This window comes from Duganella sp. 1411 (genome assembly GCF_017833525.1).
In the GTDB taxonomy this organism is placed as follows: Bacteria; Pseudomonadota; Gammaproteobacteria; order Burkholderiales; family Burkholderiaceae_D; genus Rugamonas.
In genome coordinates, this window is record NZ_JAFICD010000001.1 from 2,793,485 (window position 1) to 2,815,526 (window position 22,042).

Consider the following 22,042-nt stretch of genomic DNA (forward strand, 5'->3'; position numbering starts at 1 on the left):
TTGGTGGTCATGATTTACGCTTCTTTCTTCATCGAGAAATCTTCATCGGAACCCGGTACGGTGTTGCCGACCGGGTCTTTGTCGTGCAGGCCGACGATCGTCGGTATCGGCGACGGCAGCGCGAACGTGGTCGCGCCCTTCTCCGCTTCGCTCACGCTGTGGCGGAACATGGCGAACAGCTCGCGCCCCATACCGACGCCGTTCGGCGTCAGGTCGGCCGTGGCTTGCTCGCGGGCGTTCCAGACGGCCGGCTCCACCAGCGCCTCCAGGGTGCCGTTCTTGGCGCAGACGCGGATGAGGTCGCCGTCGCGCACCCGGCCCAGCGGACCGCCGGCCAAAATCTCCGGCGAGACGTGGATCGCCGCCGGCACCTTGCCCGACGCGCCCGACATGCGGCCGTCCGTCACCAGCGCGACGTGGCGGCCGGCGTCCTGCAGGTTGGCCAGCGCCGGCGTGAGCGCGTGCAGTTCCGGCATGCCGTTGGCGCGCGGACCCTGGAAGCGCAGCACGGCGACGAAGTCGCGATCGAGCTGGCCGGCCTTGTACGCGTCCATGAAATCCTCCTGCGAATTGAACACCAGCGCCGGCGCTTCCACCGTCTGGTGCTCCGGCTTGACGGCCGAGACCTTCATCACCGCGCGGCCCAGGTTACCCTTGACCAGCACCGTGCCGCCGTCCGGCGAGAACGGCGCGGTGATCTTGCGCAGCACCGCTTCGTCGCCCGATTCGGCCGGCGCGTCGCGCCACACCACGCCCTGGCCGCCCTCGCCCAGGAACGGCTCGGCGCAGTGCGCGCGCAGCCCTTTGCCCAGGATGGTGGTGACGTCGTCGTGCAGCAAGCCGCCGTTGAGCAGTTCGCGGATCACGAAGCCAGTGCCGCCGGCGGCGTGGAAGTGGTTGACGTCGGCGTTGCCGTTCGGGTAGATGCGCGTCAGCAGCGGCACCACCTTCGACAGCTCGTCGAAGTCGTCCCAGTCGATGACGATGCCGGCCGCCTTGGCGATGGCCACCAGGTGCAAGGTGTGGTTGGTCGAGCCGCCGGTCGTCAGCAGCGCGACGACGGCGTTGACGATGGCCTTTTCGTCGACCACGTGGCCGACCGGCAGGTACTCGTCCGATTGCGCGGTGATGACGGCGGCGCGGCGCGCGGCGGCCTTGGTCAATTCGTCGCGCAGCGGCGTGTTCGGGGTGATGAAGGCGGCGCCAGGCAGGTGCAGGCCCATGACCTCCATCAGCATCTGGTTGCTGTTGGCGGTGCCGTAGAAGGTGCAGGTGCCGGCGCCGTGGTAGGACTGCGATTCGCCTTCCAGCAGTTCGGCGCGGCCGACCTTGCCCTGCGCGTACAGCTGGCGGATCTTGGCCTTCTCGGAGTTCGACAAGCCGGTGGTCATCGGGCCGGCCGGCACGAACACCGCCGGCAGGTGGCCGAAGTGCAGCGCGCCGATCAACAGGCCCGGCACGATCTTGTCGCACACGCCCAGGTAGACGGCGGAGTCGAACATATTGTGCGACAGCGCGATGGCGGTCGACATGGCGATGGCGTCGCGCGAGAACAGCGACAGCTCCATGCCCGGCTGGCCCTGCGTGACGCCGTCGCACATGGCGGGCGTGCCGCCGGCGAATTGCGCCACCGCGCCGACGTCGCGCACGGCGTCCTTGATCAGCGCCGGGAAGCGTTCGAACGGCTGGTGCGCCGACAGCATGTCGTTGTAGGCCGAGACGATGGCCACCGACGGCTTTTTGAGTTCTTTCAACGACAGCTTGTCGTTGGCGGGGAAGGCGGCGAAGCCGTGCGCCAGGTTGGTGCACGCCAGCGTGCCGCGCTGCACGCCCTTGACGCGCGCCGCTTCAAGATGCGCCAGATACGCGCCGCGCGAAGGTTTGCTACGCTCGATGATGCGAGCGGTGACACTTTCCAGGACCGGATGCAACGCCATGATTGTTCCTTATGAATGAATTCCGTGAAATTTTACTACAAAATCTCAAAAGCGACTGGCTTTTCTACTTTTTAGCTGGCAAACGCTGGCTACCGCCGGCACCGGAAAATCATCCTGGCATGCAGGGAAAACCACCTCCGAGGCGCTAAAAATTCTATTCTTTCAACAGTGTCGTAGTGAATTTACCGGGTTTTCGGGTATTATTCACTAAGCCTTTAACTCCGCCCTCCCATCTTTCAGACGAAGACGCCAGACCATTATGCGCCAGCCCGCACTGACCACCACCGCCAGCTTCAAAGCCCTCGAATCCCACGCCGCCGACGCCAAACACTGGCAATTGCGCCAGCTGTTCGCGCACGACGCGCAGCGTTTTCCGACCCTGACGGTCGACGCGGCCGGCCTGTTCCTCGACTATTCGAAGAACCGGCTCACCAGCACCACGGTCGGCCTGCTGCTCGACCTGGCCCGCGAACGCGGCGTCGAAGCCCGGCGCGACGCCATGCTCAGTGGCGAGAAGATTAATCTTACAGAACATCGCGCCGTGCTGCACACAGCGCTGAGATTGCCGCGCGGCAAAAACCTGACCGTCGACGGCCAGGACGTCAGCGGCGACGTGCACGCGGTGCTCGACCACATCAAGGAATTCACCGACCAGGTCCGCTCCGGCGCCTGGCTGGGCCACACCGGCAAGCCGATCACCGACGTCGTCAACATCGGCATCGGCGGCTCGGACCTGGGACCGAAGATGGCCGTGCTGGCGCTGCGCTCGTACGCCCACCCGCGCCTGAAGATGCACTTCGTCTCCAACGTCGACGGCCACGACATGGACGCCGCGCTGGCGCTGGTCGATCCGGAGACCACCTTGTTCATCATCGCCTCCAAGACCTTCGTGACCGCCGAGACGATGCTCAACGCCGGCACCGCGCGCAACTGGTTCCTGCGAACGGCCAAGCCCGAGGACCTGGCGCGCCACTTCGTCGCCGTCTCCACCAACACCGAGGCGGTCAAAGCCTTCGGCATCGACCCGGCCAATATGTTCCCGTTCTGGGACTGGGTCGGCGGCCGCTATTCGGTGTGGTCGGCGATCGGCCTGGCGGTGGCGCTGGCGGTGGGCTTCGGCTACTTCAGCGACTTCCTGTCCGGCGCCCACGCCATGGACGAACACTTCCGCACCGCGCCGCTGGAGCAGAACATGCCGGTGCTGCTGGCCATGGTCGGCTTCTGGAACCGCCAGTTCCTCGGCGCCGGCTCGCTGTCGATCGCGCCGTACCACCAGGACCTGAACCGCTTCCCGGCCTACCTGCAGCAGCTCGACATGGAGAGCAACGGCAAGCGCGTCACCCGCGACGGCGCCGAAGTCGACACGCCGACCTGCCCGGTCGTTTGGGGCGAATGCGGCACCAACGCGCAGCACGCGTACTTCCAGCTGCTGCACCAGGGCACCGACGTCACGCCGATCGACTTCATCGCCACGCTGCGCGCCACGCACGACCTGCCGGGCCACCACGACTCGCTGCTGGCCAACTGCTTCGCGCAGTCGGAAGCGTTCATGACCGGCAAGACCGCCGACGAGGTGCGCGCCGACCTGACCGCGCAGAACCTGCCGGCCGAGGAGATCGAGGCGCTGGTGCCGCACAAGACCTTCCCCGGCAACCGGCCGTCGAACACGATTTTGATGGACCAGCTGACGCCATCGACCTTGGGCGCGCTGATCGCGCTGTACGAGCATAAAACCTTCGTGCAGGGCGTGGTCTGGGACGTCAACAGCTTCGACCAGTGGGGTGTGGAGCTGGGCAAGGTGCTGGCCAAGAACATCCACGCCGAACTGGCCGGCGAGGTGCAGCCGGAGCGCCACGACAGCTCGACCAATGGCCTGATCGTCATGGCCAAAGCGGCCCAGCACATTTGAGCACGAGGACGACCATGAGCGCACCGCACATCGAAGTGGCCTACGACGCCGTCATGCAAACCGGCGAATGCCCGCTGTGGCACGACGAGGAGCAGGCGCTTTACTGGGTCGACATCCCCGCCTTCACCGTGCACCGGCTCGATCCGGCCAGCGGCGCGCACCGCGCGTGGCGGCTCTCGAGCGAACCGGCCAGCCTGGCCGTCAGCGACAACGGCGGCTTGATCGTCGCCATGCGCGGCGGCTTTTACCACCTCGACACCGGCGCCGACGACGTCCGCATCACCGAGATCGCGCCGGCGCCGTACGACACCTCGGTGGCCCGTTTCAACGATGGCCGGGTCGATCCGGCCGGGCGGTTCTGGGTCGGCACCATCTACGAGCCGCGCGACCGGCCGGCGGCCGAGATGTTCGTGCTGGAGCGAGGCGAGATCCGCAAGGCCTGGTCGGGCGGCATGACCAATTCGAACGGCCTGGGTTTCAGCCCGGACGGCAAGACCATGTACCACGCCGACACCACGGCGCATCTGGTGCGGCGTTTCGATTTCGACGTCGATGGCGGCACGGTGGAGAATCAGCGGCCGTTCATGCAGTTCTCGGCGGACAAGGCCAACAATTATGGCGGACGGCCGGACGGCGCGGCGGTCGACAGCGAGGGCAATTATTGGAGCGCGTTGTTCGAGGGTGGGCGGCTGGTCAAGCTGTCGCCGGACGGTGAGTTGCTCGACGAGATAGCGCTGCCGCTGCGCTGTCCGACGATGCTGGCGTTTGGCGGAGCGGATTTGCGGACGTTATATGTGACCAGCGCGGGCGCGCGGCCGGAGGCGGAGTTGGCGCAGTATCCGCTCAGCGGCAAGTTGCTGGCGATCCGGGTCGATGTCGCCGGACGGGTGGAAACGGCGTACCGTAATTGAGCGCAAGCCGCCGATGGCTCATGGATGGCGGATTACGCTACGCTAATCCGCCCTACGTGTTTCAGAATGATTCCACCGGCGGCATGCGACGTCACCGAACCACGGTTCCACGTGGGCGTATCCGGCGGCACGCGACGTCACGAAACCACGGTTCCACGTGGGCGTATCCGGCGGCACGCGACGTGACCGAACCACGGTTCCACGTGGGCGCATCCGGCGGCACGCGACGTCACCGAACCACGGTTCCACGTGGGCGCATCCGGCGGCACGCGACGTCACCGAACCGCGGTTCCACGTGGGCGCATCCGGCGGCACGCGACGTGACCGAACCACGGTTCCACGTGGGCGCATCCGGCGGCACGCGACGTCACCGAACCACGGTTCCACGTAGGGCGGATTAGGCGGAACGCCGTAATCCGCCATGTTCGATCCGCCAACGGCTCACGCCTGCCACCCACAACGCCGTCCCCGGCAAAAACCCGCGCGACACGGTATAGTAGCTTCATGCCATAGTAGCGCGCAGCCCCTGAAACCACCCATCAAATGTAGTAAAATTTCTTGCATTTCACCGCTTATCGTAGTAAATTTACACAATGAAAAACCGCCTCCGGGTATAGTGTCAAACCGGTGGCGCCGCTGTGCAGCGACTTCCCTTTCCGGCACTACTTACTCTTGCGACGACTCTCAATTATGGCTCTTACCGATTTTGATCTGGTTCTGTTTGGCGGCAGCGGCGATCTGGCGATGCGCAAACTGCTGCCTGCGATGTACGCCCGCGACGTGGCCAACGACCTGCCCCCGACCGCCCGCATCATTTGCGTCGGCCGCGCGGACGCCAGCCAGGAAGACTTCCTGCACACCGTCGAGACCACCTCCAAACCCCACATCAAATCGCCGGCCGTCACGCCCGCCGCGTGGACCCGCTTCACCGCGCGCATCGTCTACGTCTCGCTCAACGCCACCGACAGCGCCAGCTACAAGAACCTGACCGAGGCGCTGCGCAAGGACGACGCCATCACCCGCGTCTACTACCTGGCCACGCCGCCGGCGATCTTCTCGCAGATCTGCGACAACCTCAAGGAAAACGGCCTGGTCACCAAGAACTCGCGCGTGGTGCTGGAAAAGCCGCTCGGGCGCGACCTCGCCTCGGCCAAGCAGATCAACGCCGAAGTGGGCAAGGTGTTCGAGGAATCGCAGATCTACCGGATCGACCATTACCTGGGCAAGGAGACCGTGCAGAACCTGCTGGCGCTGCGCTTCGGTAACATCCTGTTCGAGCCGCTGTGGCGCCGCGAGTGGATCTCCGACGTCCAGATCACCATCGCCGAAAAACTCGGCGTCGGCAACCGCATGGGCTATTACGACACCTCCGGCGCGCTGCGCGACATGCTGCAAAACCACCTGCTGCAACTGCTGTGCATCGTCGCCATGGAGCCGCCGACGTCGATCGCCCCGGACGCCGTGCGCGACGCCAAGCTGCAAGTGCTGCGCTCGCTCAAGAAATTCACGCCGACCACGCTGGCGCAAAACATCGTGCGCGGCCAGTACCGCGCCGGCCACGTCGACGGCAAGGCCGTGCCGAGCTACCGCGACGAGCCGGACGCGCCGGAACATTCGCGCACCGAGACCTTCGTCGCCATGAAGGCCGAGATCGACACGTGGCGCTGGGCCGGCGTGCCGTTCTACCTGCGCACCGGCAAGCGCATGGCCGACGGCCTGGCCGAGATCGTCGTGCGCTTCAAGCCGATCCCGCACTCGATCTTCGCCCAGCCGACCAACAGCTTCCAGCCGAACTCCCTGGTCATCCGCCTGCAGCCCGACGAGGGCCTGCGCATGAACCTGATGGCCAAGACGCCCGGCGACGGCATGCGCCTCAAGCAAGCCGAGCTCGAGCTGGACTTCCGCGAATCGTTCAAGTCGCCCCGCATGGACGCCTACGAGCGCCTGCTGCTCGACGTGCTGCGCGGCCAGCTGACCTTGTTCATGCGCGGCGACGAGCTGGAAGCGGCGTGGGAATGGGTCGAGCCTATCCTCAACAACTGGGAGAGCGACGACAGCTACCCGATCCCGTACGCCTCCGGCACCTGGGGTCCGGCGGCCGCCTCCGCGCTGATCGGCCGCGACGGCCTGCAGTGGCGCGAGGAAGCGCTGCCTGAAGATTAAAGACTGAAGACGCGCCGCAATGCTGCTTGACTCCATCCGCACCCAGCTCGACTCGCTCTCCAAATCGGAGCGCAAGGTCGCGCTGGCCGTGCTCGACCACCCGGGCCAGACGGTCAGCCAGAACATCACGGCGCTGGCCAAGAGCGCCCAGGTGTCCGAGCCGACCGTGGTGCGCTTCTGCCGCACCCTGGGCTACGACGGCTGGCACGAGTTCAAGCTCAAACTCGCGCAGGGGCTGGCGCTGGCCCTGCCGGGCCTGAACGAGCAGCCGACCCAGGACGACCTCGCGGCCGACCTGGTCAACAAGATCTGCAGCCGCTCGATCAACACCCTGCTCGACCTGCGCAACAACCTCGATCCGGACGCGATCCAAAAGGCGCTCGACATCCTGGCCAAGGCCAACAAGATCGAGTTCTACGGCCAGGGCACATCCGGCATCGTCGCCGCCGACGCCCAGCACAAGTTCTTCCGCTCCGGCGTGCCGACCGTGGCCTACGCCGACCCGCACATCCACAGCATCGCCGCCGCCCTGCTGCGCGCCGGCGACGCCGTGGTCGCCATCTCCCAGCGCGGCAACAGCCCGTCGCTGGTGCGCTCGATCAAGCTGGCCCGCCGCGGCGGCGCCGACGTCATCGTGCTGGCGCCGTCGGGCACGCCGCTGGCCGACCTGGCCACGGTGCTCATCCCGATCGACCTGATCTTCAACATCGACCCCTACACGCCGATCTCGGCGCGCCTGGCTTACCTGGTCGTCATCGACGTGCTGGCCGTCGGCCTGGCCCTGCAGCGCGGTCCGGAGTTCCGCAAGAAGATGCAGAACGCCCAGAAGGCCCTGCAGGAGTTCGACTTGCAATTCGACTCCTTCATCGGCTAAGCTCTCGCACTTACAAAAAAACCACTACCTGCCCGCGTGGGTGTGCTGGCGTACGTGGGCCGCGCGCCAGCCCTCCTATAATTGTCGCTGTGCTACAGTGTGTCTGTTTTTTACGCAGACGCAATATTGCTGTTTGCATATGCATTACGTTCGTTTGCCGACGAGCCCCCCCGAGAGTGGACATGACTACCTTTACCTCCTATAACGCCCAACCCGCAGTGCGCATCCCGCTGCTGCAGACCGGCGTGCCTGGCTTCGACCAGATCCTCGGCGGCGGTTTCCCCGCGCACAGCCTGTATCTGATCCAGGGCCTGGCCGGCAGCGGCAAGACCACGCTGGCCTGCCAGATCGGTTTCCAGCATGCGCACCAGGGCAAAAAGGTGCTGATCCTGACCCTGATCGCCGAAACCCACGGCAAAATGCTCAACCACCTGAGCAGCTTCTCGTTCTTCGACGAAAAACTGGTCGGCGAGCGCATCGTCTTTCTCGGCGCCTACAACGAACTGCTCAAGGGCGGCCTGCGCGAGTTGCTCAAGTCGATCGCCAGCACGCTGGCCGACCAGCGCCCCGACATCATGATCATCGACGGCTTCCGCACCGTGCGCGAGGCCAAGCCGTCGGACGTGGCGCTGTCCGAGTTCATGCTTTCGCTGAACTCGCTGGTGTCGACCATGCAGTGCACCACCTTCCTGCTCTCGCCCACCGAGGGCAACGTGGCCGATTCGGAAAACACGCTGGTCGACGGCTTGATCGAGCTGAGCCAATATGAGCAGGGCTTGCAGCTGATCCGCGAGATCAAGGTGTTTAAATTGCGCGGCAGCAAGCATCTGCTGGGCCGCCACGTGTTCGAGGTGGGCGAGGACGGCGTCGCCATCTACCCGCGCCTGGAGGCCGTCAGCACGGTGTCGGGCGCGACGCCGGCCGTGTCGCGCCAGCGCCTCGGCTTCGGCATCGAGGGCTGGGACAAGCTGACCAACGGCGGCGTGGCGCGCGGCTCGACCACCGCGCTGCTGGGCAACCCGGGCGTCGGCAAGACCTTGATGGGCCTGCATTTCGTCTTCGACGGCCTGCAGCGCGGTGAAAACTGCCTGATCGCCGGCTTCTACGAATCGCCGCTGCGGCTGCTGGAAAAATCGGCCAGCGTCGGCATGGACCTCAAGCCGTACTACGACAGCGGCGCGCTGGAGATCATCTGGCATCCGCCGCTGGAGGTGCTGGTCGACGCGCTGGCGCAGGAAATCCTGCGCAACGTCGAGCGGCGCGGCGTGTCGCGCCTGCTGATGGACGGCCTCGACGGCCTGCGCGAGATCGTCATCCACGACGGGCGCTCGCGCTCGTTCCTGGCCGCGCTGGTCAACGAGTTGCGCTGCCGCAACGTGACCAGTTTCTTCACCCAGGAACTGCCCTATTTCGGCACCGGGCCGGCACACAGCGAGGTGTCGGCCTCGATGTTGTTCGAAAACATCATCCTGTTGCGCTACGTCGACGTGCGCGGCATCAACCGGCGCCAGATCGGCGTGCTCAAGCTGCGCGAGAACAGCTACGACGCGGCCAACCACATCCTGCTCATCACCGACAACGGCATGACGATCGAGGGCGCCGTGTTCGGCCCGGTCGTGCCGCCGCAGACGCTATAGCGAGATGACATGAGCGACTCCCCAGCAATCATGGACGCCAACCCGGATGGAAAACTCATCCTGGTGGTCGACGACGAGTTCGACGTCCTGTCGGCGTACACGATGCTGTTCGAATACCGCGGCTACCGGGTGCGCACGGCCGGCAACGGCGCCGAGGCGCTGGCGCTGGCCGCGCGCGAGCGGCCCGACATCGTCGTCTCCGACTACATGATGCCGGTGATGGACGGCGCCCAGCTGTGCCTGCAATGGCGGGCCGACCCGGCGCTGCGCGCCATCCCGTTCATCCTGGCCAGCGCCGGCATCCCGCGCAAGGAAGAGATGATCCCGTACGACACCTTCTTCCGCAAGCCGATCCGTTTCGAGGTGCTGCTCGACGAGATCGCGCGGCTGATCGCCGCCGGCCCGAGCCGGGAAAACCACGCAAACCACGGAAACCACGGAAACACGTAGGGCGGATTAGCGCAGCGTAATCCGCCAATGCATGCGCCGCCGGCGGCTCGTCGATGGCGGATTACGGCGTTCCGCCTAATCCGCCCTACGCAAAACAAACACGGTTGAGTACAATAAGATAATCCTTTATTCCCCCTGACCGGCAGCGCACATGAACCAACTCGAACAGCTCAAGCAATTCACCACCGTCGTCGCCGACACCGGCGACTTCCAGTCGATCCAGGCCTACACCCCGCGCGACGCCACCACCAATCCGTCGCTGATCCTCAAGGCGGTCCAAAAGGACGAATACAAGCCGCTGCTGGAAAAAGCCGTGCGCGACAACCTCGACCGCTCGATCCCGGACACCATCGACCACCTGCTGGTGGCCTTCGGCAAGCAGATCCTGCGCATCATCCCGGGCCGCGTGTCGACCGAGATCGACGCCCGCCTGTCGTTCGACGTCGAAGGCTCGGTGGCCAAGGGCCGCGACCTGATCGCCCTGTACGAGGCGGCCGGCATCGAGCGCGAACGCGTGCTCATCAAGATGGCCGCCACCTGGGAGGGCATCCGCGCCGCCGAGATCCTCGAGAAGGAAGGCATCCGCTGCAACATGACCCTGCTGTTCTCGCTGGGCCAGGCGATCGCCTGCGCCGACGCCGGCGCCCAGCTGATCTCGCCGTTCGTCGGCCGCATCTACGACTGGTATAAAAAGTCCACCGGCCTCGACTACGTGGGCGCCGAGGACCCGGGCGTGCAGTCGGTCAAGCGCATCTACAACTACTACCGCAAGTTCGGCTACAAGACCGAGGTCATGGGCGCGAGCTTCCGCAACACCGGCCAGATCCTCGAACTGGCCGGCTGCGATCTGCTCACCATCAGCCCGGACCTGCTGCAAAAGCTGGCCGACAGCGACGCCCCGGTCGAGCGCAAGCTCAGCGCCGACAAGGTGCCGTCGTCGGGCATCATCAAGCTGACCCAGGACGAGAAGACCTTCCGCTTCCAGCTCAACGAGGACCAGATGGCGTCCGAGAAGCTGGCCGAGGGCATCCGCGCCTTCTGCGCCGACTCGGGCAAGCTCAAGCAAATCATCTCCGGCATGCGCTGAGCGCGCGCCAACACGGCTGAAAGGCAGGAGCACGGCGCGCCGTCCTCCTGCCTTTTTGACGTCTTAACAACACTTGTGCAACCGTTGAGCGTCAATTGCACCGTAACCGACATGTACAAAACGTTACATTTCTGACTGTATTACAATGTTGCAACTCAGTCGGCCCCGCGCCGGCCGGCGAACGTCCCATCATTCCCTTTTCAGAGACCATCCATGAGATCCGTCCCTCGCTCCACCACCCTTGCCTGCGCCGCCCTCACCCTCGCCGTGCTCGGCGCCTGCGGCAAAAAAGACACCGCGCCCGCCGCGCCGCCACCGCCCAAGGTGTCGGTCGTCACGGTCGCGCCGGCCAGCGTCACGCTCACCAGCGAGCTGCCGGGCCGCACCGAGGCCTCGCGCATCGCCGAGGTGCGCGCGCGCACCGCCGGCATCGTGCTCAAGCGGGTGTTCGAGGAGGGCGGCGACGTCAAGGCCGGCGAGGTGCTGTTCCGCATCGACCCGGCCAGCTTCCAGGCCTCGTTCGACAGCGCCCAGGCGGCCGTCGCCAAGGCCGAGGCCAACCTGGCCCAGGCCGACCTGAAGGTCAAGCGCTACAAGCCGCTGCTGGCCGCGCAAGCGGTCAGCCAGCAGGAATACGACGACGCCGTCACCGCGCAGAAGCAGGCCGCCGCCGACCTGGCCACCGCCAAGGCGGCGCGCACCAACGCCGGCCTGACCCTGGGCTACGCCACCGTCACCGCGCCGATCTCCGGGCGCATCGGCCGCGCGCTGGTGACCGAGGGCGCGCTGGTGGGCCAGGGCGAGGCCACGCCGATGGCCACCGTGCAGCAGCTCGACCCGATCTACGTCACCATCACGCAATCGTCGACCGAGCTGCTCAAGCTGCGGCGCGCGCTGGCCGAGGGTAAGCTCAAAAGCGCCGGTAAAGACCAGGCGCGCGTCTCGCTGGTCACCGAGGACGGCCAGGCCTACCCGCAGACGGGCAAGCTGCTGTTCGCCGACGTCTCGGTCGACCAGAACACCGGTTCGGTGTCGATGCGCGCCGAGTTCCCCAATCCGAAGCGCACGCTGTTGCCGGGCATGTACGTGCGCGCCCGGCTCGAACAGGGCGTCAACGAGGCCGCCATCACGGTGCCGCAGCAGGCCGTGGTGCGCACCCAGGACGGCGCCTCGGTGCTGATCGTCGGCAGCGACAACAAGGTGGTCTCGCAGCCGATCACCGCCACCGCCAACGAGGGCCAGAACTGGGTCGTCAGCAGCGGCCTCAAAGGCGGCGAGCGCATCATCGTCGAAGGCTTCCAGAAGGCCAAGCCGGGCCTGGCCGTCACGCCGCAACCGTGGGCCGGACCGGCCTCCCCCGCCCCCGCCGCCCCGGCGACGGCAGCCCCCGCCGCCCCCGCGGCCGCCAAATAACCTGGAGCTCAGATGGCCAAGTTCTTCATCGACCGCCCCGTCTTCGCGTGGGTGATCGCATTATTCATCCTGCTTGGCGGCGCGCTGGCGATCACGGTGCTGCCGGTGTCGCAGTATCCGACCATCGCGCCGCCGTCCATCGTCATCACCACCAGCTATCCGGGCGCCACCGCCCAGGTGCTCGACGACGCCGTCACCAGCGTCATCGAACAGGAAATGAACGGCGCCGACGGCCTGCAGTACGTCGAATCGCAAAGCGAAGCCAATGGCTCCGTGACCATCACCGTCACCTTCGTCCCCGGCACCAATCCGGACCTGGCGGCGGTCGACGTGCAAAACCGCATCAAGCGGGTCGAATCGCGCCTGCCCGCCTCGGTCACCCAGCAGGGCGTGCAGGTCAACAAGGCGCGCTCGAACATCCTGATGTTCGTCGGCCTGACCTCGACCGACGGCCGGCTCGATCCGACCGGCCTGGGCGACTACATGGCGCGCAACGTCGTCAACGAGATCAAGCGCATTCCCGGCGTCGGCCAGGCGCAGTTGTTCGGCACCGAGCGGGCCATGCGGGTCTGGGTCGACCCGGCCAAGCTGGTCGGCCTCAAGCTCACCATGGCCGACGTCACCGCCGCCATCCGCGCGCAAAACGCCCAGGTCACCTCCGGCACCCTGGGCGACCTGCCCAGCCCCGCGCAGCAAAGCTATTCGGCGCCGATCGTGGTCACCGGCCAGCTGTCGTCGACCACCGAATTCGGCGAGATCGTGCTGCGCTCGAACACCGCCGGCTCGGTGGTGCGCCTGAAGGACGTGGCCCGCGTTGAAATGGGCGGCGCCAACTTCAACATCAGCGCGCGCCTGAACGGCGCGCCGTTCGCCGCCGTCGCCGTGCAGCTGTCGCTGACCGGTAACGCGCTGCAGACGGCCACCTCGGTGCGCGCCAAGATGGACGAACTGGCCAAGTACTTCCCGCCGGGCGTGCAGTACACCATCCCGTACGACACCTCGACCTTCGTCAAGATCTCGATCGAGGAAGTGGTCAAGACCTTGCTCGAGGCGGTGCTGCTGGTGTTCATCGTCATGTACATCTTCCTGCAGAACATCCGCTACACCCTGATCCCGACCATCGTCGTGCCGATCGCGCTGATGGGCACCTTCGCCATGATGCAGCTGTTCGGCTTCTCGATCAACGTGCTCACCATGTTCGGCATGGTGCTGGCGATCGGCATCCTGGTCGACGACGCCATCGTGGTGGTGGAGAACGTCGAACGCATCATGAGCGAGGAAGGCCTGTCGCCGCGCGACGCCACCCGCAAGGCGATGTCGCAGATCACCGGCGCCATCATCGGCATCACGCTGGTGCTGGTGGCGGTGTTCATCCCGATGGCCTTCTTCGGCGGCGCCGTCGGCGCCATCTACCGCCAGTTCTCGCTGGCGATGGTGTCGGCCATGGGCTTCTCGGCGCTGATGGCGCTGACCCTGACGCCGGCGCTGTGCGCGACCATGCTCAAACCGGTGGAGGCCGGCCACCACCACGAGAAGAAAGGCTTCTTCGGCTGGTTCAACCGCCGCTTCGCCGTCACCGCCAGCGGCTACCAGGGCGTCATCGCCAAAATGCTCAAGCGCACCGGCCGCTACCTGGTGGTGTTCGCGCTGCTGTGCGGCGTGGTCGGCTGGCTGTACGTGCGCCTGCCGTCGTCGTTCCTGCCGAACGAGGACCAGGGCTACCTGATCGCCAACGTCCAGCTGCCGCCGGGCGCCTCGCGCAGCCGCGCGCAGGCGGTGCTGGCGCAGGCCGACGAGTACTTCCGCAAGCAGACGGCCGTGGCCCGCACCATCGCGGTGGCCGGCTTCAGCTTCTCGGGCAACGGCCAGAACGTCGGCCTGGTGTTCGTGCCGCTCAAGGACTGGAAGGAGCGCGGACCGCAGGACTCGGCGCAGGCCATCGCCGCGCGCGCCATGGGCGCGCTGTCGGGCATCCCGGACGCCATCATCTTCCCGCTCAGCCCTCCGCCCATCCGCGAGCTGGGCAACGCCACCGGCATCACCGCGCGCCTGCAGGACCGCAGCGCGCAAGGCCACGACGCGCTGATCGCCGCGCGCAACCAGCTGCTGGGCCTTGCCGCCAAGAGCGCCATCCTCAAGGGCGTGCGGCCCGAGGGGCTGGAGGACGCGCCGCAGCTGCAGCTCGACATCGACCGCGAGAAGGCCAACGCGCTGGGCGTCACCTTCGCCGACATCAACGCCATGCTGTCGACCGCGCTCGGCTCGTCGTACGTCAACGACTTCGCCAGCGCCGGCCGCCAGCAGCGCGTGATCGTGCAGGCCGACGCGCCGCGCCGCCTGCAGCCCGAGGACATCATGCAGCTCAACGTGCGCAGCGCCAGCGGCGCCATGGTGCCGTTCTCCTCGTTCGCCAAGTCGCGCTGGATCCAGGGCCCGGTGCAGCTGGTGCGCTACAACGGCTACCCCGCCATCAAGCTGACCGGCGACGCCGCGCCCGGCCGCTCGACCGGCGAGGCGATGGACGAACTGGAACGCCTGGCCGCGCAGCTGCCGCCCGGCTTCGGCGTCGAATGGACCGGCCAGTCGCTGGAGGAGAAAACCTCCGGCTCGCAGGCGCCGGCGCTGTTCGCGCTGTCGCTGCTGGCCGCCTTCCTGGTGCTGGCCGCGCTGTATGAAAGCGAATCGATCCCGATCGCCGTGCTGCTGGTGGTGCCGCTGGGGATCCTGGGCGCGCTGCTGGGCGCCCATATCCGCGACCTGCCCAACGACGTGTACTTCAAGGTGGGCCTGATCGCCATCATCGGCCTGTCGGCCAAGAACGCGATCCTGATCATCGAATTCGCCAAGGACCTGCAGGCCCAAGGCATGGGCCTGATCGAGGCGACCCTGGAGGCGGTGCACCTGCGCTTCCGCCCGATCATCATGACCTCGCTGGCCTTCATCCTTGGCGTGCTGCCGCTGGTGATCGCCACCGGCGCCGGGTCGGCCAGCCAGCGCGCCATCGGCACCGGCGTGATGGGCGGGATGATCACGGCGACCGTGCTGGCGGTGTTCCTGGTGCCGGTATTCTTCGTGGTGATCCGCAAAATCTTCAAGGGCAGCGAACGCCAGCGCAAACTGGCCGCTCACGAAATGGACGACAAAAAGCATGAGACCTATGACTAAGCGCTCCCGCCCCACCCCAAGCGCCGCGCGCGCGGCGCTGCTGGCCACGGCCGCGCTGCTGTCGGCCTGCTCGCTGGCGCCGACCTACCAGCGTCCCGACGCCCCGGTGGCCGCCGCCTATCCTGCCGACGGCGCCGGCGCCGCCGCCAAGACCGGCGTCGCGCCCGCCCCTGCAGGCGCCCGCGACGCCATCGATACCGGCTGGCGCGAGTACTTCAACGAGCCGCGCCTGCAACAGCTGATCGCCGCCGCGCTGGACAACAACCGCGACCTGCGCACCGCCGCCCTGCGCATCGAGGAGGCGCGCGCGCTGTACAACGTGCAGTCGGCCGACCGCCTGCCCAACGTCAACGCCAGCCTGGGCGCCACCCGCGCCCAGACCCCGGCCACGGTCTCGCCGAGCGGCCAGACCGTGATCGGCAGGCGGGTCGACGCCGGCCTGGCCATCTCCTCGTTCGAGCTCGATTTCTTCGGCCGCGTCAAAAGCCTCAACGACGCCGCGCTGGCGGCCTACCTGGCCACCGACGAGGCGCGCCAGGCGGCGCAAATCAGCCTGGTGGCGCAAGTGGCGCAGGCCTACTTCACCGAGCGCGCCTACGCCGAGCAGTACGCGCTGGCGCAGCAGACCTACGACGCGCGCGCCCGCACCTACAAGCTCACGCAGCAGCGCGCCGAAGTGGGCGCGTCGTCGCGCCTCGACCTGCGTTCGAATGAAACGCTGATGGAGACCGCGCGCGCCGCCGCGCTGACCCTGGCGCGCCAGCGCGCGCAAGCGGAAAACGCGTTGACCTTGCTGGTCGGCCAGCCGCCGGCGGGCGCCGCCAGCGGCGCCATGCCGAGCGACGCCCAGATCGACGCCCTCAGCGCGCTGCCGGCCGGGCTGCCATCCGACCTGCTGGCGCGCCGTCCCGACATCCGCGCCGCCGAACAGCGGCTCAAATCGGCCAACGCCAACATCGGCGCCGCGCGCGCGGCCTTCTTCCCGCGCATCAGCCTGACGGCGGCGATCGGCAGCACCAGCCCGACCCTGGGCGGGCTGTTCGACAGCGGCACCGGCAGCTGGTCGTTCGCGCCGCAACTGGTGCTGCCGATCTTCGACGCCGGCCGCAACCGCGCCAACCTGACGTTGACGGAGGTGCGCAAGAACATCGCCGTGGCCGACTACGAGAAGACCATCCAGACCGCGTTCCGCGAGGTGGCCGACGCGCTGGCGGCGCGCGACTACCTGGGCGAGCAGGTGGCGGCGCAGCGCGCGGTGCAGGACGCGCAGGCCGACCGGCTCAAGCTGCTGCAACTGCGCTTCGACAACGGCGTCGCCAGTTCGCTCGACGTGCTCGACGCGCAGCGCGAGCTGTTCAGCGCGCAGCAATCGCTGGTGCAGGCGCGCCTGCTGCGCACCACCAGCGCGATCGACCTGTATCGCGCGCTGGGTGGCGGCTTGAAGTAACACCCGGGCCCCCGGCACACCGGGGTCGTACGGGGGCGCCGAGCCCCCGCGGGGTACGACCCCATGCGGAGCATGCCGCGCGGGTTAACGCCAACCGAAACACACGCCATGTCCTCCCCCATCACCATCCGCCTGGGCCAACGCGCCCGCCGCCGCATCGCCGCCGAGGGCATGCTGGCTTCCGACATCGCCATCGTCCCGGCCGCCGCCGGCGGTCCCAAGGGCTTGATCCTCAACGGCCTCGATCTGTGGCTGTTCGGCTCCTGGCTCAAGAACGCGCCGCGACGGCGCAAACTGGTCGGCGCCTCGATCGGCGCCTGGCGCATGGCCACATCGGCCTTCGACGACCCGGTCGCCGCCCACAAACGCTTGGCCCACCTGTACGCCCACCAGCGCTATCCGGCCAAGGTCACCCCGGCCTACGTCAGCCAGACCTGCCGCGCGCTGCTCGACGAACTGCTCGACGGCCGCGCCGCCGAAGCGGCCGGCCATCCGCACCACCACGTCAGCATCCTGACCGCGCGCGGCACCGGCGCGCTGGCGCGGGCCAACGGCGTGCGCTGGCGCGAGCTGGCCGGCTTCCTGCTCGCCGCCGCCGGCAACGCCGTCTCGCGCCGCCGCCTGGCCGGCGCGATGGAGCGCGTGGTGTTCCACAACCGCCACGACGACGCGGCCTGGCTGCGTGAGCGCTTCGACGCCTTCGCCGGCCACTTCGTCGACCTGTCGCCGGCCAACCTGCGCGAGGCGCTGTTGGCCTCCGGCTCCATCCCGCTGGTGCTGGAGGCGGTGACGGCCATCGCCGGCGCGCCCGACGGCGCCTACTGGGACGGCGGCTTGATCGACTACCACCTGCACCTGCCCTACCAGCGCGACCCCGGCCTGGTGCTGTACCCGCACTTCAGCGACCATATCGTGCCCGGCTGGCTGGATAAATCGATGCCGTGGCGGCGCGCCGGCGCCGGCGATCCCGCGCTCGACAACGTGATCCTGGTCTCGCCGTCGGCGGCCTTCGTCGCCACGCTCCCCAACGGCAAACTGCCCGACCGCAAGGACTTCACCGCCTACGGCCAAAACCACACGGCCCGCATCCGCGACTGGACCCGCGCCATCGCCGAAAGCGAACGCATGGCCGAAGCGTTCGCCCGCTGGTGCGAAAAGCCAGACTTAAAGGCAACATTGTCGTTTTAGATAATACACATTGTTTCATATTTGCAACGGAACGTCACGCATCACATGACCGGCCGCAAGGCCGAGCGCATACTTGCGGCTATAAAGCCACGCCAAATTGGCTGCTTGCATTGGGGCCCACGCCCGTCGTCACCGGAGTAAATCATGAACTTTCTTTCGCACACGCGCATCGGCACCCGTCTCGCCATCGCGTTCGCCACCGTCCTGCTGCTGGCCGTGGTCGCCACCACCGTCGGGCTGGTCAACGCGCGCGGCAACGCCGCCGCCACCCGGCAAATGATGGAGCAGCCGCTGGCCAAGGAGCGCCTGGTGTCCGACTGGTACGTGCTGATTTACTCGGCCGTCGCGCGCACCGAACTGATCGCGCGCAGCAAGGACGACACGCTGCCGGTGGTGTTCGCCGACACCATCGCCGCCAGCACCAAGCGCGGCGGCGAATTGCTGGGCAAGGTCAAGGAGCTGCTGGCCAGCGACGACGAGCGCGCGCTGTTCGACGCCACCATCGCGCTGCGCACCGCCTACCAGAAGGCCAAGAACGACGTCGGCGAGATCCGCAAGGGTGGCGACGACGCGGCGGCCGAGGCGGCGTACCGGGACAAGTTCCTGCCCGCCGCCGAGGCGTACAAGAACAAGGTCAACGAGCTGCTGGCGTTCCAGCGCAAGGCCATCGACGACACCGCGCACGCGATCGACGCCGCCAACGAGCGCAGCAACACGCTGCTGCTGATCCTGACGGTGCTGATGGTGGCGATCGGCTCGGTGGCGGCGTGGATCATCTCGCGCTCGATCACGGGGCCGCTCAAATCGGCGGTCGACATCGCCGCCACGGTGGCCAACGGCGACCTGACCACGCGCTTCGACGGCCCCACCTCGCGCTCGGAGATCGGCGACCTGATGACCGCGCTGAAAGGCATGAACGACTCGCTGCGCAACGTCGTCAACCAGGTGCAGGTCGGCACCAAGACCATCGCCAGCGCCTCCAACGAAATCGCCGCCGGCAATATGGACCTGTCGCAGCGCACCGAGGAACAAGCCAGCTCGCTGGAGGAGACCGCGTCGTCGATGGAGGAACTGACGGCGACCGTGCGCCAGAACGCGGAAAACGCCCGGCAGGCCAACCAGCTGGCGCACGCCGCCTCGGACGTGGCCGAGCGCGGCGGCTCGATCGTCGGCCAGGTGGTCGACACCATGGGCACGATCAACGATTCGTCGCGCAAGATCTTCGACATCATCAGCGTCATCGACGGCATCGCCTTCCAGACCAACATCCTGGCCTTGAACGCGGCGGTGGAAGCGGCGCGCGCCGGCGAACAGGGGCGCGGTTTCGCGGTGGTCGCCTCCGAGGTGCGCAATCTGGCCCAGCGTTCGGCGGCGGCGGCCAAGGAGATCAAGGAATTGATCGGCAATTCGGTCGAGCAGGTCGACATCGGCTCGAAGCTGGTGCAGCAGGCCGGCAGCACGATGAACGAGGTGGTCGACAGCGTGCGCCGCGTGACCGACATCATGGGCGAGATCACCTCGGCCAGCAGCGAGCAAAGCATCGGCATCGACCAGGTCAACACGGCGATCACGCAGATGGACCAGGTCACGCAGCAGAACGCGGCGCTGGTCGAGGAGGCCGCAGCGGCGGCGGCCAGCATGCAGGAACAGGCCGAGCGCCTGGCCGACGTGGCAGCATCGTTCAAGCTCGATCAGGAAAGCATGCGGCAATCGTTGGCGGCGCCCGTCCCCGCGCGCAAGATCGCGGCCGCGCCGCCGGCCCGTGGCGCGCCGGCGCCCAAAAAACCGGTGGCCAAGCTGGCGCGCAAGCCCGCCACGGTCGGCAACGACAAGGAGTGGGAAGAGTTTTAAGTCCCGGGCGGCGCTCGGCGGATTACGCTGCGCTAATCCGCCCTACGTGGAACAACACCGGGACGCCGAACAACCACGGAGACACGTAGGGCGGATTAGGCGGAGCCGTAATCCGCCATGTATGAGCCGCCGACCACGATGACGACACATCAACCGGTCAAAAACATCTGCTGCAAATCATTCAGGAAGCGCTGCCCCAACTCGGTCGGCCTGATCACCTTGTAATCGCGATACAGCAAGCCCTTGGCCTCGGCCGCGTCGAGGCTCTTCCCAATCGCGTTCAAACTCAAGCCGGTGCGCTCGCTGAACAGGTTCGGATCGAAGCCGCCGTGCAGCCGCAATGTGTTGAGCATGAACTCGAAGCCCATATCCTCGCGCGCGATCTCGTACTCCTCCTGCACCGGCGCCCCCAGCCTGACCTGCTCCATATAAGCCTTGGGCTGCTTGTAGCGCGCCTGCCGCAGTATCCGGTGCGGGAACGACAGCTTCGAATGCGCGCCCGCGCCGATGCCCAGGTAATCGCCGAACTCCCAGTAATTCAAATTGTGCCGCGCGCGCCGGCCCTCCTTGGCATACGCCGACACCTCGTACTGCTGATAACCGTTGGCCGCGGTCAGCTCGGCGATCATGTCCTGCATGTCGGCGCTGGCGTCGTCGTCGGGCAGCGCCGGCGGATACTTGGCGAACAGCGTGTTCGGCTCCATCGTCAAATGGTACAGCGACAAGTGCGGCGGCTTGAACGACATCGCCGTCTCGACGTCTAGCCGCGCCTCCTCCAGCGTCTGCGACGGCAGCGCGTACATCAGATCCAGATTGAAGTTGTCGAAGTTGGCCAGCGCGATATCGACCGCGCGCCTGGCCTCGTTGTCGTCATGGATGCGCCCCAGCGCCTGCAAGTGGCGGGCGTTGAAACTCTGGATGCCGATCGACAGCCGGTTGACGCCGCTGGCGCGGTAGGACTTGAACTTCTCCGCCTCGAAGGTGCCCGGATTGGCCTCCATCGTGATCTCGACGTCGCTGTCGAGCGGCAGCAGGGTGCGCACGTCCGACAGCAGGCGGTCCAGCCCCGCCGCCGACATCAGGCTGGGCGTGCCGCCGCCGATGAAGATGGTGTAGATCTTGCGGCCCCAGATCAGCGGCAGCGCCATTTCCAGGTCGGCGCGCATGGCGTCCAGATACTCCTGCTCGGGGAAGGCGCCGCCCTGCTTCGCCTCGTGCGAGTTGAAGTCGCAGTACGGGCACTTCTTGACGCACCACGGGAAGTGGATGTACAGCGACAGCGGCGGCAGCGCCTGCAGGTTCAGCGCCCCGCCCTGCAGATACTTGGCGGCGACGCCGGCCGCTGCGCTGATGTCGGTGGCCGGCTTGGCCGCGGCGCTTTTGGCGCCGGCGATTTTGATCGGGATCATTTGAGCTTCTCGACCAGCGCGCGCAGGGCCTGGCCGCGATGCGACAGCGCGTTCTTTTCATCGGAGCTCAGCTCGGCCGCGCACTTGCCCAGCGCCGGGATGTAGAAGTGCGGATCGTAGCCGAAGCCGCCGGCGCCGCGCGGCGTGGCGATCATCTCGCCGTTCCAGCGGCCATCGGCGATGACCGGCTGCGGGTCGTCGGCGTGGCGCACGAACACCAGCACGCAGTAGTAATAGGCCGATTTGTCGGCGTGCGCGGCCAGGTCGGCGATCATTTTTTCATTGTTGCGGGCGTCCGATTTCGGCTCGCCGGCGAAACGCGCCGAATACACGCCGGGCGCGCCGCCGAGGGCGTTGACGCACACGCCGGAATCGTCCGCCAGCGCGGGCAAGCCGGTCAGGCGCGACGCGTGGCGCGCCTTTTGCAGTGCATTTTCGACAAAAGTGTGAAAAGGCTCATCGGCCTCCGGCACGCCGAACTCGCCCTGCGGGTGGACCGAAAAGCCCACGGTGGACAGCAATTCGTTGAATTCCTTGAGTTTGCCGGCGTTGTTGGAGGCGAGGATCAGGCGTTGAGTCATGGTGTGGGATCGAGTGGTGC

15 protein-coding genes are annotated in these 22,042 nt (G+C 66.9%); 12 read left to right on the plus strand and 3 right to left on the minus strand.

The features are described from left to right. Positions 1 to 14: 14 nt before the first annotated feature. Positions 15 to 1,937: a phosphogluconate dehydratase gene (edd, locus tag JOD97_RS11725; protein ID WP_209716863.1), complete on the minus strand. Its 1,923-nt coding sequence runs from the start codon at positions 1,935 to 1,937 to the stop codon at positions 15 to 17. Between the two features lie 259 nt (positions 1,938 to 2,196). Here edd and pgi point away from each other — a divergent pair, with 259 nt between their 5' ends. From pgi to JOD97_RS11785, 12 genes are all read left to right on the plus strand, one after another. Continuing rightward, positions 2,197 to 3,846 (plus strand): glucose-6-phosphate isomerase, encoded by a 1,650-nt coding sequence (gene pgi, locus JOD97_RS11730; RefSeq protein ID WP_209716865.1) that lies wholly within the window; start codon positions 2,197 to 2,199, stop codon positions 3,844 to 3,846. A gap of 14 nt (positions 3,847 to 3,860) precedes the next feature. Continuing rightward, positions 3,861 to 4,757: an SMP-30/gluconolactonase/LRE family protein gene (locus JOD97_RS11735; RefSeq protein WP_209716867.1), complete on the plus strand. Its 897-nt coding sequence runs from the start codon at positions 3,861 to 3,863 to the stop codon at positions 4,755 to 4,757. Positions 4,758 to 5,447: 690 nt separating this feature from the next. After that, positions 5,448 to 6,920, plus strand: coding sequence for a glucose-6-phosphate dehydrogenase (gene zwf, locus JOD97_RS11740; protein ID WP_209716869.1), 1,473 nt, complete (start codon positions 5,448 to 5,450; stop codon positions 6,918 to 6,920). 19 nt (positions 6,921 to 6,939) lie between these two features. Continuing rightward, the gene (locus JOD97_RS11745; RefSeq protein ID WP_209716871.1) at positions 6,940 to 7,794 is read left to right on the plus strand and encodes an SIS domain-containing protein; all 855 of its coding nucleotides are present in this window, start codon (positions 6,940 to 6,942) and stop codon (positions 7,792 to 7,794) included. Positions 7,795 to 7,976: 182 nt separating this feature from the next. Continuing rightward, positions 7,977 to 9,431, plus strand: coding sequence for an ATPase domain-containing protein (locus JOD97_RS11750; RefSeq protein WP_209716873.1), 1,455 nt, complete (start codon positions 7,977 to 7,979; stop codon positions 9,429 to 9,431). A gap of 9 nt (positions 9,432 to 9,440) precedes the next feature. Further along, positions 9,441 to 9,881, plus strand: a complete 441-nt coding sequence (locus tag JOD97_RS11755; protein ID WP_209716876.1) for a response regulator — start codon at positions 9,441 to 9,443, stop codon at positions 9,879 to 9,881. Positions 9,882 to 10,032: 151 nt separating this feature from the next. Then, positions 10,033 to 10,968, plus strand: a complete 936-nt coding sequence (gene tal / locus JOD97_RS11760; RefSeq protein ID WP_209716879.1) for a transaldolase — start codon at positions 10,033 to 10,035, stop codon at positions 10,966 to 10,968. 213 nt (positions 10,969 to 11,181) lie between these two features. Then, on the plus strand, positions 11,182 to 12,381 hold the full coding sequence (locus JOD97_RS11765) for an efflux RND transporter periplasmic adaptor subunit (protein ID WP_209716882.1): 1,200 nt from the start codon (positions 11,182 to 11,184) through the stop codon (positions 12,379 to 12,381). A gap of 12 nt (positions 12,382 to 12,393) precedes the next feature. Further along, on the plus strand, positions 12,394 to 15,546 hold the full coding sequence (locus tag JOD97_RS11770; RefSeq protein ID WP_209716884.1) for an efflux RND transporter permease subunit: 3,153 nt from the start codon (positions 12,394 to 12,396) through the stop codon (positions 15,544 to 15,546). Beyond that, on the plus strand, positions 15,539 to 16,993 hold the full coding sequence (locus JOD97_RS11775; RefSeq protein ID WP_209716887.1) for an efflux transporter outer membrane subunit: 1,455 nt from the start codon (positions 15,539 to 15,541) through the stop codon (positions 16,991 to 16,993). Before JOD97_RS11770 ends, JOD97_RS11775 begins: the two co-directional genes overlap by 8 nt. A 108-nt stretch (positions 16,994 to 17,101) precedes the next feature. Continuing rightward, on the plus strand, positions 17,102 to 18,181 hold the full coding sequence (locus JOD97_RS11780; RefSeq protein ID WP_209716890.1) for a patatin-like phospholipase family protein: 1,080 nt from the start codon (positions 17,102 to 17,104) through the stop codon (positions 18,179 to 18,181). A gap of 144 nt (positions 18,182 to 18,325) precedes the next feature. Continuing rightward, positions 18,326 to 20,032, plus strand: coding sequence for a methyl-accepting chemotaxis protein (locus JOD97_RS11785; RefSeq protein WP_209716893.1), 1,707 nt, complete (start codon positions 18,326 to 18,328; stop codon positions 20,030 to 20,032). Between the two features lie 149 nt (positions 20,033 to 20,181). Here the strand turns inward: JOD97_RS11785 and hemW are convergent, their stop codons facing one another. After that, positions 20,182 to 21,441: a radical SAM family heme chaperone HemW gene (hemW, locus tag JOD97_RS11790; RefSeq protein ID WP_209716896.1), complete on the minus strand. Its 1,260-nt coding sequence runs from the start codon at positions 21,439 to 21,441 to the stop codon at positions 20,182 to 20,184. Then, positions 21,438 to 22,022: an RdgB/HAM1 family non-canonical purine NTP pyrophosphatase gene (rdgB, locus tag JOD97_RS11795; RefSeq protein ID WP_209716898.1), complete on the minus strand. Its 585-nt coding sequence runs from the start codon at positions 22,020 to 22,022 to the stop codon at positions 21,438 to 21,440. Before rdgB ends, hemW begins: the two co-directional genes overlap by 4 nt. Between the last annotated feature and the right edge of the window lie 20 nt (positions 22,023 to 22,042).